We start from the raw sequence: 17,178 nt of genomic DNA, 5'->3' as shown, positions 1-17,178 counted from the left end.
GGTCGGTCCTCTGGCTGTACGGCAGGAAACTCGGAAGGCCCGGGCACTCCGGACCCACCGATCAATGGTGATCGTCGTCTTCGCTTGCCATCGCCGCCTGCAGCGCCTCGGACGCATTCCGGCAATGGTCCGAATAGACATGCGAGGTGCGGAAGGTCTCGTCCCGCGGATAGGGCGCATCCACGGCAAGGTCGGCCACGACCCGCCCGGGCCGCGCCGCCATGACCACGATCCGGTTGGAGAGATAGACGCTCTCGAACACCGAATGGGTCACGAAGATCACCGTCCAGCCGAACTCCTCCCACAGGCGCAGCAGGTCGTTGTTGAGGCGGAAGCGGGTGATCTCGTCGAGCGCCGCGAAAGGCTCGTCCATCAGCAGCAGGCGCGGCTTTGTCACCAGCGCCCGCGCGATGGAGACCCGCATCTTCATGCCCCCGGACAGTTCGCGCGGGTAGCTCCTGGCGAACCTCTCCAGCCCGACCATCTCCAGCGCCTCCATGACGGCGGTGCGGGAGGTCTCGGCCGAACTGCCCTTCAGCTTGAGCGGCAGGTGAACATTATCGAACACCGTCGCCCAGGGCATCAGGGTCGGCTCCTGGAACACGAAGCTGATGGCGTGGTCGCGCGCGCCCGGCCGTTCGTCCGGCCACAGCAGCCGCCCCGCCGTCGGGCTGGAAAGTCCCGCGATAATGCGCAGGGCCGTCGACTTGCCGCAGCCGGAGGGGCCCAGCAGGCTGACGAACTCGCCGCTGTTGATGTCCAGCGTCATGTCCTTCAACGCCACCGTGGCATTGGCGAAGGTCTTCGACACCCGCTGCAGCGAGACGATCGGTGTCCGCGGGGAGGTCTCCCTCCCCGCGGACGCTGAAGAGGAGGCGCTCATCGCGCGCCCCCCGACACTGCCGGCCGCGCCGGCCGGATCATTCCGTGAGTGGACAAGGCTGGTCAGTTCCCCGTCAGCGTCTTCTTGATGTCGAGGCCGACGCCCTTGTTCACGAAGTCGAGCGTGTAGGTCTTCTTGATGTCGAGGCCGTCCTCGATCACACCCGCCTTGACCATCTTGTCGTAGAAATCGGTCATCCGCTCGTCGGTCATGGCGCCGATGCCCAGCGTCTCGGTATCGCCGGAATCGACGATGCCGAACTCCTTCATCTTGTCGATGGAGAAGGCAATCTGCTCGTCGGACATTTCCGGGTTGTCGGCCTTGATCGCCTCGTTGGCCGCCGAGTTGTCGCCGTACAGATAGTTGTACCAGCCGATCGCCGACCCTTCGACGAAGCACTTCACCACCTCCGGACGGTTGGCGACCGTGTCGGCCATGGTCTCGACGGTGGTGGCATAGGTGCTGAAGCCGTAGTCGGCGATCAGATAGATGTCGGGAGCGAAACCGCCCTCGCGCTCGACGGCGAAGGGTTCGGAGGTGACATAGCCCTGCTGGCCGGCCGCCGGGTCGGCAAGGAACGGCGCCGGGTTGAACGTGTAGGGACGCCGCTGCTCGACGGTGAAGCCGTATTCGGAGATCATCCACTGATAGTAAGAGGCAAAGCCGTTGTCGCCGATCAGCAGCGGCGCCGTACCGGCCATTGCCTCGAAGCTCTCGTACTTGCCGGGATGCGTCAGGATGATCTGCGGCTCCTTCTGGAAGTCCGCGGCCACGACCACGATCGGAATGTCCTCGCGCAAGGCGAAGAACGCCTGCAGCATGTTGCCACCCATCAGGAAGTCGATCTTCCCGGCGAGCATGAGCGCGCGGTTGTTGACCTGCGGTCCGCCGGTCACGATGGTGACGTCGAGGCCGCAGGCCTTGTAGGTGCCGTCAGCAACGGCCTGGTAGTAGCCACCATGCTCAGCCTGGGCCAGCCAGTTGGTGCCAAACGTCACCGCCTCCTGGGCAAGCGCCCCACCCGTCGAAACCGAAACAAGCGCAAGTGCCGCCCCTCCAAGCAGGGCGCTCTTCGATACTGTCCGCATGATGCTGTTCGCCTCCAGAAATGGTCCAAGTTCGCGTCGGCCTGCGTCGGGCCACCGTCCCGTTCTTTTTTCGGCAATCCCCGCTCCGCGAGCGAGATCCGCCTGAGCCGACCGAGTATGATCGGCCCTTGAGGATCAGCCACGCTCAAATTGCAGCCATCTCCTCAAAGCACAGCAATCGACGTGCCACGCCCCTTGAGATACCAGCCGATTTTGACAATCCTTTAGAGGGCGGAACCGTTTTTGGAGCCCTCGCCGAAAGGACAGTCGCAAAATCGACTAGGTCAAACGCCGCAGGCGGCGCCTCAAGGCGTCGACAGCAGACACTAACCCAGCTTGCACGCACAAAAAAGCGGCATTGCGGTCAACCTCTCCGCCGGAAATTTGATCAGGGTCAGGGCTTCCCGGCATGACATCCGAAGGTGCATTTCCGTTGGGAATGCGCCGCGGCTAGGATGCCTGTCCAGCCACGCGCGCAGCCGCCCGGTGCCTTCGCACAGGGCCGATGCCCCCGCCTAACTCCAGGAGGTCCGATGACCAGAGCAATCACGCCGCCCGACATGGCCCCGCCCTTTGCCCGCTACAGTCACGCGGTGGAAGTCCCGGCGGGCCGCCGGCTAGTCGTCTGCTCCGGTCAGCTCGGCATCGATTCGCAAGGCGCCGTGCCGGCCGATGTGGAAGGCCAGACCCGCCTGTGCTTCGAGAATATCGGCCGCATCCTGGCGGCTGCCGGCATGGGCTTTTCCGACATGGTGCGGATCAACGCCTATGTGACGGGCCGCGAGCACCTTGCCGGCTACATGAAGGCACGCGACGAGTTCACCGGTTCGCCCCCGCCCGCCTCGACGCTGATGATCGTCTCGGGATTCGCCAGACCCGAATTCGTTGTCGAGGTGGAAGTGATCGCCGCCGCATCCGAGCGGTGATTCGCGAGGCCGGCAGCAGGAGCCCGTTGCCGGCTCTTCGCCGCCTCTGCTAGGCTTGCAATTGCGCCGGACGATACTCTCGGCCGGCGCCAATCACGCAACCCTTTCCCTGTGCGGAACTCGGGCGGCTTCGGGCCGCTATCCAAGCCTGCAGGTCGACCCGACAACAGGACGCACATTCATGCGCATGTGGATCAAGGACCCGCTCGCCATCCTTGCCGACAACGCCGCCCGCGGCATCGTGGTGGAAAACGGCCGGATCACCGAACTCGTAACGGCCGGCAGGGAGCCGTCAAGCCCGGTGGACGAGACCCATGACGCCTCGTCCGAGGTGGTCATTCCCGGCCTGATCAACACCCATCACCACTTCTTCCAGACGCTGACGCGCGCCCATCCCAGCGCCATCAACAAGGAACTGTTCCCCTGGCTCCAGGCGCTCTACCCGATCTGGGCCAGGAACGTCACGCCGGAGACCTTCCGGCTCGGCACCCGCCTTGCCCTGACCGAGCTGCTGATGTCGGGCTGTACCGCCGCCTCGGACCATCACTATCTCTTCCCGGCCGGCCTCGAGAACGCCATGGACATCCAGGTTGAGGAGGCCACCCGTCTCGGCATCCGCATGACGGTGACGCGCGGCTCGATGAACCTCAGCCAGAAGGACGGCGGCCTGCCGCCCGACACGGTCGTGCAGGACGAGGACACCATCCTTGCCGACTGCGAACGGGTCCTGTCGCGCTATCACGACACGTCCGAGGGCGCGATGATCCAGGTGGCGCTTGCCCCTTGCGCGCCCTTCACCGTCACCAAGCGGCTGATGCGCGAGAGCGTGACGCTGGCCGAGCGCTTCGACTGCCGCCTGCACACGCATCTCGGCGAGACCATCGACGAGGACGACTACTGCCTGCACCACTTCCAGTGCCGGCCCGTCGACTATCTGGAGGAATGCGGCTGGCTCAACGAGCGCGTCTGGCTGGCGCATGGCATCCATTTCAACGATGACGAGGTGCGGCGCCTCGGCCATGCCTGCGTCGGCGTGTGCCACTGCCCGACCTCCAACATGACGCTGGCTTCGGGCCAGTGCCGGACGAAGGAGTTGGAAGCCGCCGGCTGCCCGGTCGGCCTCGGCGTCGACGGTTCGGCCTCCAACGACAATTCCAACCTGATGGAAAGCCTGCGCCACGCCTTGATGATCAACCGGCTGACCTATGACGCGGCGTCGGTGACCCATTTCGACACCTATCGCTGGGCGACCGAAGGCTCGGCCCGCTGCCTCGGGCGCAAGGACCTCGGTGCCATTGCCGTCGGCAAGCAGGCCGATCTTGCCTTCTACCGGCTGGACGAGTTGCGTTTTTCCGGCGCCGGCGATCCGCTCGCCGCGCTGATCCTGTGCGGCGCCCATACGGCGAACCGGGTGATGGTCGCCGGCGACTGGAAGGTGGTCGACGGCCGTCCCGTCCATATCGATATCGAACGCCTGCGCGCCGAGCACGGCGCCGCGGCGAAACGCTTCCTCGAAGCGCTTTGACGACCGGCCCGCAGGGCCCACATGACAGGAGGCCGGGCGATGCGACCGGTCTCCCCGCCTTCGGCCCTTCCATGCGGCAAGGACCGCCACGCCAACGAGAGCTGCACGACATGACCGACCTGCCCCGCCGCTTCTGGCACGAGATGACCGCCTTCGACTTCGCCAATGCCGACACTTCGTCGTGGATCGCGGTGCTGCCCGTGGCGGCGATCGAGCAGCACGGCCCGCACCTGCCGGTCTTCACCGACACCTGCATTGCCGAAGGCCAGATCTCGCGCGTGCTGGAACTGCTGCCGCGCGACGTGCCGGCGACATTCCTCCCCGTTCAGGCCATCGGCAAGTCCAACGAGCACATCTCCTCGCCAGGCACGCTGACGCTGTCCTGGGAGACGGCGACCCGTGCCTGGGTCGAGATCGGCGAAAGCGTGTTCCGCGCCGGCGTGCGCAAGTTGGTCCTCGTCACCTCGCATGGCGGCAACGTGCCGCTGATCGACATCGTCGCGCGCGAACTCCGGGTGAAGCACGACATGCTGGTCACCGCGACCGGCTGGTCGCGCTTCGGCCAGCCGCACGGTGTCTTCCCGGACGAGGAGTTCACCTATGGCATCCATGGCGGCGATATCGAGACATCGCTGATGCTCTATCTGCGCCCGGATCTGGTGCATATGCGCAAGGCAGAAGACTTCCGCTCGACCCAGCTCGACTTCCTGCGCGAGTTCAAGCACCTGCGCGGCCATGGGCCGGCCCAGTTCGGCTGGAAGGCGCAGGACCTCAACCCGGCCGGAACGGTCGGAAACGCTTCAGCCGCCACGGCCGCCAAGGGCGAGGCCTCGCTCGACCATGCCGCGCGCGGTTTCGTCGAATTGCTGAAAGACATGCACGCCTTCGATCTCGGCCGACTGTGGACGCCGGATGGCGAAGCCTGAGGCGAACTTCAGCGCAGCGTCGACCAGGACGCGGGATCGAAGCCGATCAGCCAGCGGTCGCCATCGTGATAGATCGGCCGCTTGATCGCGGACGGATGGTCCAGCAGCACGGCGAGCGCTCCGGCGTCGCCGGCGGCTCGAGCTTTCGTCTCGTCGGGCAGCTTGCGCCAGGTGGTTCCGCGCGTGTTGACCACCGCTTCCCATCCGAAGACCTGGAAGAAGGACCGCAGCAGGCCTTCGTCGATACCGGCCTTCTTGTAGTCGTGAAAGGTGTAGGCGACGCCGTTCTCGTCGAGAAACCGGCGAGCCTTCTTCACCGTGTCGCAATTGGCTATACCGTAGAGCATGGCGGCCATGGTCAGGGTTCCTGACAGGAGGGGTTGGCGAGAGATCGCCAAGGGTCGCCGCAGGATGGGCGACCGGCACTTGCAGCGTCAAGGCCGGGCTCCTGAAGACGTGACCTTCCCGCAAGATGCGGGACGAGCGGACGGCGGCTTGTATGGCACAGAGAAAGACGCCCGCATCCGCGGACGGGCAAGGAATCCGGCAGGGGCTGCGGCTGGCCAGCGGCCTCGTTCTGCTCGCCTTCGCGTTCAGCCACTTCCTCAATCACATGCTCGGCATCTGGTCGATCGAGGCGATGGAGACCGGGCGACTGGTTTTCATAGCCCTGTGGCGCAGCCCGCCCGGCGAAATCCTGCTGCTCTCCGCCCTTCTTGTGCATGTCGCCCTCGCCCTGTGGAAGACCGCCCGCCGGCGGAGCCTGCGCCTGCCGCCATGGCAATGGGCACAATTGCTGCTGGGACTGGCGATCCCCTTCCTGCTCATTCCCCATGCCATCGGCACCGCCGGTCTGGCCCACCGATTCGGCTATGAGGACAGCTACCGCAACGTGCTCAGCGTCCTGTGGCCCGGCCTCGTCTTCAACCAGACCCTGCTGATGCTGCTGGTCTGGCTGCACGGCATGATCGGTCTGCATTTCTGGCTGCGCCCGAAGCCGGGCTACGGTCCATTCAAGCCCGCCCTTTTCGCCGTCGCCCTGCTCGTCCCCGTTCTCGCCTCCTGGGGCTGGATCGACGCGGCCCGACGTCTTCGCCTGACAGAAAACCCGCCCTTTCCTCTGACGCCGGAGATGGCCGTCTGGTCGGATCCGCTGATCGCCGCGCTGCGCAACGGCTTCTATGCACTGGTCGCGATGGCCCTCGTCGCCATTGCGGTTCGCGCGCTGCTGCGCCGCCCGCGCAAGACCATCGAGATCACCTATCCGGGCGACCGGCTGGTGAGGGTCGCCCCCGGTCCGACCCTGCTGGAAATCAGCAAGATGAACGGCATCCCCCATGCCGATGTCTGCGGTGGCCGCGCCCGCTGCTCGACCTGCCGGACCCGCATTCTCGACGGCCTCGACACGTTACCCGCCCCGTCCGCGACCGAAGCGAAGGTGCTCGCCCGCATCAGCGCAGGCGAGGACATTCGCCTTGCGTGCCAGGTTCGGCCGCAAGCGCCCCTCAAGGTCCAGCCCCTGGTACCGGCAAGCGGCGCAGCACGCGTCGCCGGATCGGACGGCGATGCCTATCACTGGGGCGTCGAACAGCCGGCGGCGATCCTGTTCGTCGACCTGCGGAACTTCACCGGCCTTGCCGAGCACCGGCTTTCCTACGACGTTGTCTTCCTCCTTAACCGTTATCTCGGCGAGACCGCCAAGGCGGTCGAAGCCTGCGGCGGCTATGTCGACAAGTTCATCGGCGACGGTGTCATGGCGATCTTCGGCATGAAGGACGGGCTGCAGGCCGGCTGTCGCAACGCGCTCGCAGCGACAAACGCCATCGCCGAAACCATGGAGCGCCTCAACGTCGAACTGGGACCGCAACTGAACGCGCCGCTCAGGGTCGGGATGGGCCTGCACGCCGGCCCGGTGATCCTGGGGCGCATCGGCGCGGTAAGCGGCAACGGTGCCAGCGCCCGGATCACCGCGCTTGGCGACGTCGTCAACATCGCAAGCCGGCTGGAGACGGCGACGAAAGAACTGGGACACAGCCTCGTCGTCTCGAGCGCCGTGCTGGAGGCCGCCGGCTACACCTGCAGCATTGCCGGGAAAACCGAGATCGCGGTCAGGGGGCGGCGCGAACCGCTCGACGTTTTCGCTCTCGACCCGCCGGCCTGTCTGGTCGATACTCTGACCGGACACAGCTCCCCTCCCGCCTGAATCAGGTCTCCCCCATGTCGCGACAGTATTCTTCCCAGGAAATGCTTGCCCGTCTCGTTGCCTTTCCGACGGTCTCCTCCAACAGCAATCTCGATCTCATCGATTTCGTCGAAACCTATCTGGCGGAGCACGGCATCGCCGCGCAGCGCGTGCCCGACGCCACCGGCACCAAGGCCGCGCTGCACGCCGTGATCGGCCCGCACAAGGACGGGGGCGTGGCGCTGTCCGCCCACACCGACGTCGTACCTGTCGAAGGACAGGCCTGGAGCAGCGACCCGTTCGTCCTGCGCGAGGCCGATGGCCGACTCTATGGCCGCGGCACCTGCGACATGAAGGGCTTCGCCGCCGTGGCACTGGCAGCCGTGCCGCAGATGGTCGCCGCACCGTTGACCCGTCCCATCCACATCGCCCTGTCCTACGACGAGGAAGTGGGCTGCATCGGCGCACCTCCGATGATCGATTCGATGCTGCGCTCCGGCCCCAAGCCGTCGATGGTCGTGGTCGGCGAACCCAGCAACATGCGCGTCATCACCGCGCATAAGGGAACAGCGGTCATCCGCGTGACCGTGCGCGGCCACTCGGTTCACTCCAGCCAGTGGGACCGCGGCGTCTCGGCCATCGCCAATGCCGCCCGCATCATCTCCTGGCTCGATGACCGCACCCGCGAGAATCAGCGGGCCGCCGATCCGGCCCTTGCCATGGACCCGCCTTTCACGACCCTGCATTGCGGCGTGATCGAGGGCGGCACGGCAGCCAATATCGTCTCGCGCTCCTGCTCTTTCTTCTGCGACATCCGCACTGTCCCCGGAGACACGCTGGAAGCCTGGCTCGAACGGCTGGAGACCTTCATCCGCACCGAGGTCGAGCCGGGCATGCGCGCCGTCCACGCCGACACGGGGGTGACCGTCGAGAAGCTCGCCTACGCTCCCGCCCTCAGCGAGGAGCAGGACGGGCCGGCCGAAGCGCTAGCCCGCCGGCTTACCGGCGACAACGGCCGGCACATGGTGGTCTATGGCACCGAGGCCGGACAGTTTCAGGAACGCGGCATTTCCGCGGTCGTCTGCGGTCCCGGTTCGATCGACCAGGCCCATCAGCCCGACGAATACATCGAGACGGCGGAGATCGTCGCAGCGGACGGATTCGTGTCGCGGCTCATCGCCGACATGTGCCGTTAGGGCAACCTGGACAGGGCTGCCTGCGAACGTTCAGGTCATCCACAGGCGCCCGATGCTTGTGCAAGGGGTGCGCGGCAAGCCTTGCACAAGGAATGGCGCGGGCTCGGGATGGTGCTTCCGTCGCGACTTCCGCAATTCCTCTCTTTCGCGCCCAGCGCGTGCTGGACTGTCGCTTTCGACATTGCTTAGATGCAGGCTTGTGAACCGCATCAACGCGGTCTGTCGGATAGGACCGGATGCACCGGTCCACAGACAGGGCATCCGATAAACGGGGCATCCGACAAAACGACAAAGTCATGAGGGGACCATGCGCATCAAAACGACACTCGCGACGGCAGCGCTCATCGCATCGCTGATGGGGACGGCCGCGTCGGCGGAGACACTCCGCTATGCCTTCCAGGGCACCTTGAACCAACTCGATCCCTACTCGCTGAACGAGACCTTCACGCTCGGCACGCTCGGCAATGTCTACGAGGGACTGACCCGGCGGGCGCCCGACCTCACCATCGAACCGGCTCTCGCCGAGCGCTGGGAGGTTCTCGAACCGACCCGCTGGCGCTTCTATCTGCGCAAGGGCGTCAAGTTCCACAACGGCAATGACTTCACGGCCGACGACGTGGTCTTCTCCGCCGAGCGCGTGCGCTCGGAAGGCTCCGACCTCACCACCCGCATCGGCGCCGACGTGAAGGTCGAGAAGGTCGACGACCACACTGTCGACTTCGTGCTGACCGGGCCGAATCCCATTCTCCACTACGAATGGGACACCTGGTACATCATGGACAAGGAGTGGACCGAGGAGAACAACGCGACCAAGGTCACCTCAGCCTCCGACACGACCCCTAACCATGCCTCGCTGCACGCCAACGGCACCGGTTCCTACAAGCTGGTCAGCCACGAGCCGGGCGTGAGAACCACCTTCGAGAAGAACGAAGACTGGTGGGACAAGGTCGCCGGCAACATCGAGAAGGTCGAGTTCACGCCGATCGGCTCCGACGCGACCCGCGTTGCGGCTCTCCTGTCCGGCGAGCTCGACATGGTGTTCCCGATCCCGGTGCAGGACATCAAGCGCGTCGAGGACAGCCCGCAGACCAAGGCGCTGACCGGGCCGGAGCTGCGCACGATCTTCCTCGGCTTCGACCAGAAGCGCGACGAACTGCTCTATTCCAGCGTGAAGGGCAAGAACCCGTTCCAGGACGTGCGGGTGCGCAAGGCCTTCTACCAGGCCATCGACATGGACGCGATCCGCGACAAGGTCATGCGCGGCCTGTCGACCCCGTCGGCCCTGCTCATCTCGCCGTTCCAGTACTCGCGTGCGGACGAGTTCACGCGCCATCCCTATGACCCGGAAGCCTCCAAGGCCCTGCTTGCCGAGGCTGGCTATGCGGACGGCTTCTCCGTCGGCATGGACTGCCCGAACGACCGCTACGTCAACGATGAGGCGATCTGCCAGGCGGTTGCCTCCTTCCTCGCCCGCGTCGGCATCAAGGTCGAGCTGAACGCCCAGCCGAAGGCACAGTATTTCGCCAAGGTGCTCGCCTCCGGCGGCTATGATACCTCGTTCTACCTGCTCGGCTGGACGCCCGGCTCCTTCGACAGTTGGAACGTGCTGACCAACATCACCGGTTGCCGCGACGACAAGGGCAAGGGTGGTCCCTTCAACCTTGGCGGATACTGCAATCCGAAGGTGGACGAGTTGTCGGCCCAGATCCTGGTCGAGAACGACCCGACCACGCGCGACGAGCTGATCGCCCAGGCCTATACGATCGTCCACGAGGATGTGTCCCACATCCCGCTGCACCAGCAGGCCCTGGCCTGGGGTGTTGCCGAGAATGTGGACGTCGTGCAGCGCGCGGACGATCAGTTCCACTACCGCTGGGTCGTGAAGAAGTAGCATCGGCCTCCGCCAGTCCTGCAGCCCGGACCCTTGTTCCGGGCTGCAGCTTTTTCGGTAAACCCGACCGATGGCGCACGGGATCGGCCCGGCTGACCGGGTCCATCGCCGCAGCCAAACCGGAACCGACGGCCAAAGGCCGAGGCACCTGACGCAGAGGCGCCCCATGCTCGCCTTCACCATCCGCCGCCTCCTGCAGGCCGTCTTGGTCATGCTTGTCGTGGCCCTGATCTCGTTTACCCTGTTCCGCTTCGTCGGCGACCCTGTCAACCAGATGGTCGGCGTCGAGACGACACCCGAGCAGCGCGAGGCGCTGCGGGAGCGTCTCGGCCTCAACGACCCGGTCCTCGTTCAGTTCGGCCGCTTCATCACCAAGGCCGCCCGGTTCGATTTCGGCACCTCCTACCAGTTTCGCCAGCCGGTGGCCGAACTGATCGGGCGCCGCCTGCCGGCGACCCTAGAGCTATCCTTCGTCTCGGCGGTCCTTGCCCTGCTGGTCGGCATCCCGATGGGCGTCTATACCGGCCTGCATCGCGACAGTTGGCTGTCCAAGCTGTTCCTGTCGATCTCGCTGATCGGCATCTCGCTGCCGACCTTCTTCATCGGCATCCTGCTGATCTTCGTCTTCGCGGTCACCCTGCAATGGCTGCCGAGTTTCGGGCGCGGCGGGGTCGTGCAACTGGGCTGGTGGTCGACCGGCCTTCTGACCTGGAGCGGCATCAAGGCGCTGATCCTGCCGGCCATCACCCTCGGCCTGTTCCAGATGACGCTGATCATGCGGCTCGTCCGCTCCGAAATGCTCGAGGTGATCCGCACGGACTACATCAAGTTCGCCCGGGCACGCGGCCTGCGGGAGCGCAGCATCAATTTCCGCCATGCGCTGAAGAACACGCTGGTTCCGGTGATCACCATCACCGGCCTGCAGCTCGGCTCGATCATCGCCTTCGCCATCATCACCGAGACGGTGTTCCAGTGGCCAGGCATGGGCCTGCTGTTCCTGCAGGCGGTGCAGAATGTCGACATCCCGATCATGGCGGCCTACCTCATGCTGATCGCCTTCCTGTTCGTGACCATCAACCTGATCGTCGATCTGCTTTATTTCCGCGTCGACCCGCGCCTGCGGGTCGAGCGTGCAGCCCATTAGGAGGCGACGATGACCACCGCCACCGACAAGACGCCGGACAGGCAGGAGCCGGCCGCTCCCGGCCGAATCGCCCGCGTCCTCGACAGCGACATCTTCCACTCCTTCTGGCGGTCGAAGGTGACCGTGCTGTCGGCGTTCATCACGCTTCTTTTCGTCGTCGGCGCCGCCTTCGCTCCCTGGCTTGCTCCGCACAATCCCTTCGACCTTGCCACCATCTCGATCCTCGATGCGCGGCTGCCGCCGATCGGCATGGAGTATCATGATCCGAGCTATCTGCTCGGCACCGACGACCAGGGCCGCGACGTCTTTTCCGGTATCCTCTACGGTGCCCGCATCTCGCTCGCCGTCGGTTTCCTGTCGGTGTTCTTCGCCGCCGTCGTCGGCGTGTTGCTCGGCCTGATCGCCGGCTATGTCGGCGGCAAGGTCGATGCCATCATCATGCGCATCGCCGAGGTCCAGCTCACCTTCCCCGCCATCCTGATCGCCCTGCTGGTCGACGGCGTCGCCCGCGCCCTCGTCGGCAATCTCGACCGGGAACGCTATGCCTTCTGGATCCTGGTCTTTTCGATCGCGCTGTCCTTCTGGGTGCAGTTCGCCCGCACCGTGCGCGGCTCGACGCTGGTGGAGCGCAACAAGGAATACGTCCAGGCCGCAAGGCTGATCGGCATCCCGCCCTTCCTGATCATGATCCGCCACGTGCTGCCCAACGTCATCGGGCCGGTGCTGGTGATCGCCACGATCAACCTGGGTCTTGCGGTCATTACCGAGGCGACGCTGTCTTTCCTCGGCGTCGGCATTCCGCCCACCCAGCCCTCGCTGGGGACGCTGGTGCGCATCGGCAACGATTTCCTGTTCTCGGGCGAATGGTGGATCGCCATGTTCCCCGGCTGCGCGCTCGCCATCCTGGTGCTGGCGGTGAACCTGCTCGGCGACTGGTTGCGCGATGCCTTGAACCCGAAGCTGCGCTGACATCAACACGGACGAAGACGGCGGATCATGACCGGACAACCCCTCCTTTCCGTGAAAGACCTCAGGATCGAATTCCCGTCCCGCCGCGGCGTGCTGACGGCGATCGACGGCATCTCCTTCGACCTGCGCGAAGGCGAGGTGCTGGGCGTCGTCGGCGAATCCGGCGCGGGCAAGTCGCTCACCGGAACCGCGGTGATCGGCCTGCTCGAGCCGCCTGGCCGCATCGCCGGCGGCGAGATCCGCCTGAAGGGCGAGCGTATCGACAATTTGCCGCCGGCGGCGATGCGAAAGCTGCGCGGCAAGCGCATCGGCATGGTGTTCCAGGACCCGCTGACCAGCCTCAATCCGCTCTTCACCATCGGCGACCAGATCATCGAGACGATCATGACGCATCTGCCGGTCTCCGAGCGGCAGGCGCGAGACCGGGCAGTGGCGCTGCTGGAGGAAGTCGGAATCCCGGCGGCCGGACAGCGCCTGTCCGCCTATCCGCACCAGTTCTCCGGCGGCATGCGCCAGCGCGTCGTAATCGCCCTTGCCCTGTGCGCCGAGCCGGAACTGGTGATCGCGGACGAGCCGACCACCGCTCTCGACGTGTCGGTGCAGTCGCAGATCATCCGCCTGTTGCAGCGCGTCTGCCGCGATCACGGCACGGCGGTGATGCTGATCACCCACGACATGGGCGTCATCGCCGAGACCGCCGACCGGGTGGCGGTGATGTATTCCGGCCGCATTGCCGAGATCGGGCCGGTCAGGGACGTCATCAAGTCGCCGAGCCACCCGTACACGATCGGCCTGATGGGCGCGATTCCCTCGCTCACCGGCGATCACGACCGGTTGACGCAGATCCCAGGTTCGATGCCGCGGCTCGATTCCATTCCCACCGGCTGCGCCTTCAATCCGCGCTGCGCGCTGACCATGGACCGCTGCCGGGTGGAGCGGCCTGACCTCATTCCGGCCGGCGAAAGCCAGGCCGCCTGCTGGAAACTGCTCGAGAGCGAAGAGGCAAGCCGATGAGCACAGCCGCGCAGCCCGCCGTGGCGGACACGGGTCCCGTCGTCGAGGTCCGCTCCCTGTCGCGCACCTTCGATGTCTCCAAGCCCTGGCTGAACCGGGTGCTGGAGCGCTCGCCCAGGGCCTTTCTGAAAGCCGCGCAGGATATCTCCTTCTCCATCTCCAAGGGCGAGACATTCGCGCTCGTCGGCGAATCCGGATCGGGCAAGTCGACGGTCGCGAAGATGGTGGTGGGCCTTCTGGAGGCGAGCGCCGGCGAGATCCGCATCGACGGCGTCGACATGCGGTCCCGCCACCAGGCGGGGCAGGAGATGCGCGAGTTGCGGCGGCGCATCCAGATGATCTTCCAGGACCCCTATGCCAGCCTCAACCCGCGCTGGCGCGTCGACCGGATCATCGCCGAGCCGATCCGCGCCTTCCGCCTGGAAAGCTCCGAGGACGCGATTGCGGCCCGCGTCGGCGAACTTCTCGAGCTGGTGCGCCTGCATCCGCGCGACGGCGCCAAGTATCCGCACGAGTTTTCCGGCGGGCAACGCCAGCGCATCTGTATCGCCCGCGCGCTCGCCTCGAAGCCGGAGTTCCTCGTCTGCGACGAGCCGACCTCGGCGCTGGACGTCTCCGTGCAGGCGCAGATCCTCAACCTGATGCGCGACCTGCAGGACGAGTTCGGACTGACCTACCTGTTCATCAGTCACGATCTCGCCGTCGTCCGCCACATGGCCAGGCGCATCGGCGTCATGTATCTCGGCCGCCTGGTCGAGGTGGCGGAGAGCCGGGAGCTCTTCCGCAATCCGCGCCACCCCTACACCCGGATGCTGCTGGCCGCGATCCCGGACCTGGAGATGACGGGCACGCCCCGGCGCCCGGTGGAAGGCGAGATTCCCAACCCGATCAATCCGCCGAGCGGCTGCGCCTTCCATCCCCGCTGCCCTTTGGCCAATGACCGCTGCAAGCGGGATCTGCCGCTGTTGCGGGAGATCGGCAGTACCGGCGTGGCATGCCATGCGGTCGAGGAAGGGCGCACCTGACGCCCCCTTGACCTTCCAGCGACCGGAAGGCCTATACCCGGTGTCGAGATCATCGGCGCCGCCGCCCTCCCAGCGGTCGGGCGCCCGCAACGGAGACACGCGGATGACCCAGGCCGCCCCCGACATCGCCCCGATGGCCGCCGCGCCAGCGACCGACACCCGTGCCCTTGTCCATCTCGACATCGGCGGCATGACCTGCGCCGCCTGCTCCGCCCGCGTCGAGAAGGTGCTGCGGCGCAAGCCCGGCATCCTGCGCGCCTCGGTCAACCTGCCGCTCGAAACCGCGGTGATCGAGACGGATGGCAGCGTGTCCACCGGTGACATCGTCTCCGCCATCGAAGCGACGGGCTATTCAGCCAGCGAGCGCTCGACCGGCTGGCAGGACGAGAAGCGCCGGCAGGACGAGACCGACGCCCGCACCCGCCGCGACGAACGGCGCACCCTGCTGCTTCTGGTCTTCTCCGCGCTGATGTCCGCCCCCATGGTCGCCTCGATGGCGGCAGCACCCTTCGGCATGATGCTGATGCCGCCGGCCTGGGCTCAGGCGATCCTGGCCGGTTTCGTGCAGGTCCTTGTCGGCCGCCGCTTCTATGTCGGGGCGTGGAAAGCCCTTGCCGGCGGCGGTGCGAATATGGACGTCCTCGTCGTTCTGGGCACCACCGCCGCCTATGGCTACAGCCTGATCCTGACCGTGCTGGCCTGGCCGCAGGAACCCGGCCATCTCTATTTCGAGGCCTCGGCGGTCATCCTGACCCTGATCCTGTTCGGCAAGCTGCTTGAAATGCGCGCCAAGCGCACGACCACCGCCGCCATCCGTGCCTTGAGCGAGCTGAAGCCCCAGGTCGCCCATCTTGTTTCCGGCCAGGACATCGAAACCGTTGCCGTCGAGAGCCTGTTTCCCGGCGACACCATCCTCGTGCGCCCGGGCGAGCGCGTGCCTGTCGACGGGACGGTCCGCGAGGGAGCAAGCGAGGTGGACGAGGCGTTGCTGACCGGTGAAAGCCTGCCGGTAGCGAAGACGCCCGGCGACCAGGTGATCGGCGGCACGATCAACGGGTCCGGCGCGCTCACCGTGGAAGTGACCGCCGTCGCCGGCGACAGCAAACTCGCGGCGATCATTCGCCTCGTCGAGAACGCGCAGAGCTCCAAGGCTCCCGTCCAGAAGCTGGTGGACCAGGTATCGGCGGTGTTCGTGCCGATCGTCGTCGTCGTGGCGCTCGCAACCTTCGCCGCCTGGTGGTTCTCGGGCGCGGGGCTTGACGCAACCATCGGCGCCACCGTGGCGGTTCTTGTGATCGCATGCCCCTGCGCGCTCGGCCTTGCCACGCCGACGGCGCTGGTCGCCGGCACCGGGGCGGCGGCCCGCGCCGGCATCCTGATCCGCGACATCGAGGCTCTGGAGACCGCGCACTCCGTCGACACCGTCGTCTTCGACAAGACCGGAACCCTGACCCGCGGCACTCCGGCCGTCACCGACATTCGCCCCTTCGACGGCAATCCGGATCGACTGCTGCTGATCGCCGCCAGCGCCCAGTTGCCGAGCGAGCATCCTTTGGCCGGGGCCATCGTCGCGGCCGCCCGCGAGCGCGGCCTCCAGCTTGCGCGTCCCGGACAGTTCCGCGCCATCGCGGGCCAGGGAATCGTCGCAGACATTGCCGGCGAACAGGTCCTCATCGGCAATCGCCGGCTGCTCGAGACCCACGCGGTCGACACCTTCCTCGTGCAGCAGATTTTCCGGGAGTTCGAGGCCCAGGGAAAGACCTGCGCCGGCATTGCCATTGCCGGCCGGGCGGTCGGCGTGATCGCCATGGCCGACACCCTGCGTGCCGAGACGCCGACCGCGCTGCGCCGGCTCGCCGACATGAAGATCGAAACGGTGATGCTCACCGGCGACACGGAAGCCGTTGCAAAAGCGGTCGCGGCGGAAGCCGGTATCGCCCGGATCATTGCCGGCGTGGCCCCCGAAGGCAAGGCCGAGACGGTCGCCGAACTGACGGGCAAGGGCCGCACCGTCGCCATGGTCGGCGACGGTGTCAACGACGCCCCCGCCCTTGCCGCAGCCAGCGTCGGCATCGCCATGGGCAGCGGCACGGAAGTCGCGATGGAAACCGCCGGCGTCACCTTGATGCGCGCCCGCCCGGATCTCGTCGCCGACGCCATCGACATCTCGCGTGCCACGGTCCGCAAGATCCGCCAGAACCTGTTCTGGGCCTTCATCTACAATGTCGTCGGCATTCCGCTGGCAGCGTTCGGCCTGCTCACGCCAGCGCTGGCCGGTGCGGCGATGGCCCTGTCCTCGGTCTCGGTGGTGACCAATGCCGCGCTGTTGCGCCGCTGGCGGGCAAAAGACGGCTGAAAACATCGGGCTCGGCATTGATCCGGCGATTATTGTATTACAAATAGGTAGCC

General features: G+C 66.1%; 14 protein-coding genes. 11 read left to right on the top strand and 3 right to left on the bottom strand.

Annotated features, from left to right (window positions below; genetic code table 11):
- Window positions 1-61: 61 nt before the first annotated feature.
- Window positions 62-883 carry an ABC transporter ATP-binding protein gene (locus TSB10GB4_RS03835; protein ID WP_186394632.1) on the bottom strand — a complete coding sequence of 274 codons (822 nt, stop codon included), beginning with the start codon at window positions 881-883 and terminating at the stop codon, window positions 62-64.
- 62 nt (window positions 884-945) lie between these two features.
- A complete protein-coding gene (locus TSB10GB4_RS03830) occupies window positions 946-1,971 on the bottom strand; it encodes an ABC transporter substrate-binding protein (protein WP_186394631.1) in 1,026 nt (341 codons plus the stop codon).
- 533 nt (window positions 1,972-2,504) lie between these two features.
- Here TSB10GB4_RS03830 and TSB10GB4_RS03825 point away from each other — a divergent pair.
- The 3 genes from TSB10GB4_RS03825 to TSB10GB4_RS03815 all read left to right on the top strand — a co-directional run bounded on the left by TSB10GB4_RS03825 (window position 2,505) and on the right by TSB10GB4_RS03815 (window position 5,348).
- Entirely contained in the window at window positions 2,505-2,897 is a 393-nt protein-coding gene (locus TSB10GB4_RS03825; RefSeq protein WP_186394630.1) for a RidA family protein, read from the top strand.
- 181 nt (window positions 2,898-3,078) lie between these two features.
- On the top strand, window positions 3,079-4,422 hold the full coding sequence (locus tag TSB10GB4_RS03820; protein WP_186394629.1) for an 8-oxoguanine deaminase: 1,344 nt from the start codon (window positions 3,079-3,081) through the stop codon (window positions 4,420-4,422).
- Window positions 4,423-4,532: 110 nt separating this feature from the next.
- Window positions 4,533-5,348 carry a creatininase family protein gene (locus TSB10GB4_RS03815; RefSeq protein WP_186390283.1) on the top strand — a complete coding sequence of 272 codons (816 nt, stop codon included), beginning with the start codon at window positions 4,533-4,535 and terminating at the stop codon, window positions 5,346-5,348.
- An 8-nt stretch (window positions 5,349-5,356) separates the two neighbouring features.
- On the opposite strand, the gene TSB10GB4_RS03810 is transcribed toward TSB10GB4_RS03815, so the two are convergent.
- Entirely contained in the window at window positions 5,357-5,704 is a 348-nt protein-coding gene (locus tag TSB10GB4_RS03810; RefSeq protein ID WP_186394628.1) for an ArsC family reductase, read from the bottom strand.
- A gap of 143 nt (window positions 5,705-5,847) precedes the next feature.
- On the opposite strand from TSB10GB4_RS03810, the gene TSB10GB4_RS03805 reads away from it, so the two are divergent.
- The 8 genes from TSB10GB4_RS03805 (at window position 5,848) to TSB10GB4_RS03770 (ending at window position 17,125) form a co-directional block, all read left to right on the top strand.
- Window positions 5,848-7,551 (top strand): adenylate/guanylate cyclase domain-containing protein, encoded by a 1,704-nt coding sequence (locus tag TSB10GB4_RS03805; protein WP_208984412.1) that lies wholly within the window; start codon window positions 5,848-5,850, stop codon window positions 7,549-7,551.
- A gap of 14 nt (window positions 7,552-7,565) precedes the next feature.
- Window positions 7,566-8,726, top strand: coding sequence for an acetylornithine deacetylase (gene argE, locus TSB10GB4_RS03800; protein WP_186394627.1), 1,161 nt, complete (start codon window positions 7,566-7,568; stop codon window positions 8,724-8,726).
- Between the two features lie 307 nt (window positions 8,727-9,033).
- Window positions 9,034-10,617, top strand: a complete 1,584-nt coding sequence (locus TSB10GB4_RS03795; RefSeq protein WP_186394626.1) for an ABC transporter substrate-binding protein — start codon at window positions 9,034-9,036, stop codon at window positions 10,615-10,617.
- A gap of 166 nt (window positions 10,618-10,783) precedes the next feature.
- Window positions 10,784-11,761 carry an ABC transporter permease gene (locus tag TSB10GB4_RS03790; protein ID WP_186390280.1) on the top strand — a complete coding sequence of 326 codons (978 nt, stop codon included), beginning with the start codon at window positions 10,784-10,786 and terminating at the stop codon, window positions 11,759-11,761.
- A 9-nt stretch (window positions 11,762-11,770) separates the two neighbouring features.
- Window positions 11,771-12,730, top strand: a complete 960-nt coding sequence (locus tag TSB10GB4_RS03785; protein ID WP_186394625.1) for an ABC transporter permease — start codon at window positions 11,771-11,773, stop codon at window positions 12,728-12,730.
- Window positions 12,731-12,757: 27 nt separating this feature from the next.
- Window positions 12,758-13,744: an ABC transporter ATP-binding protein gene (locus TSB10GB4_RS03780; RefSeq protein ID WP_186394624.1), complete on the top strand. Its 987-nt coding sequence runs from the start codon at window positions 12,758-12,760 to the stop codon at window positions 13,742-13,744.
- Window positions 13,741-14,769: an ABC transporter ATP-binding protein gene (locus TSB10GB4_RS03775; protein ID WP_186390277.1), complete on the top strand. Its 1,029-nt coding sequence runs from the start codon at window positions 13,741-13,743 to the stop codon at window positions 14,767-14,769. The genes TSB10GB4_RS03780 and TSB10GB4_RS03775 overlap by 4 nt, the downstream gene beginning before the upstream one ends.
- A gap of 103 nt (window positions 14,770-14,872) precedes the next feature.
- Window positions 14,873-17,125, top strand: a complete 2,253-nt coding sequence (locus TSB10GB4_RS03770) for a cation-translocating P-type ATPase (protein ID WP_208984410.1) — start codon at window positions 14,873-14,875, stop codon at window positions 17,123-17,125.
- Window positions 17,126-17,178: the final 53 nt, after the last annotated feature.

It is taken from the genome of Stappia sp. TSB10GB4 (genome assembly GCF_900185745.1).
GTDB lineage: Bacteria > Pseudomonadota > Alphaproteobacteria > Rhizobiales > Stappiaceae > Stappia.
Note: the sequence above shows the minus strand (reverse complement) of the source record. Positions and strands in the feature narration are given on the sequence as shown.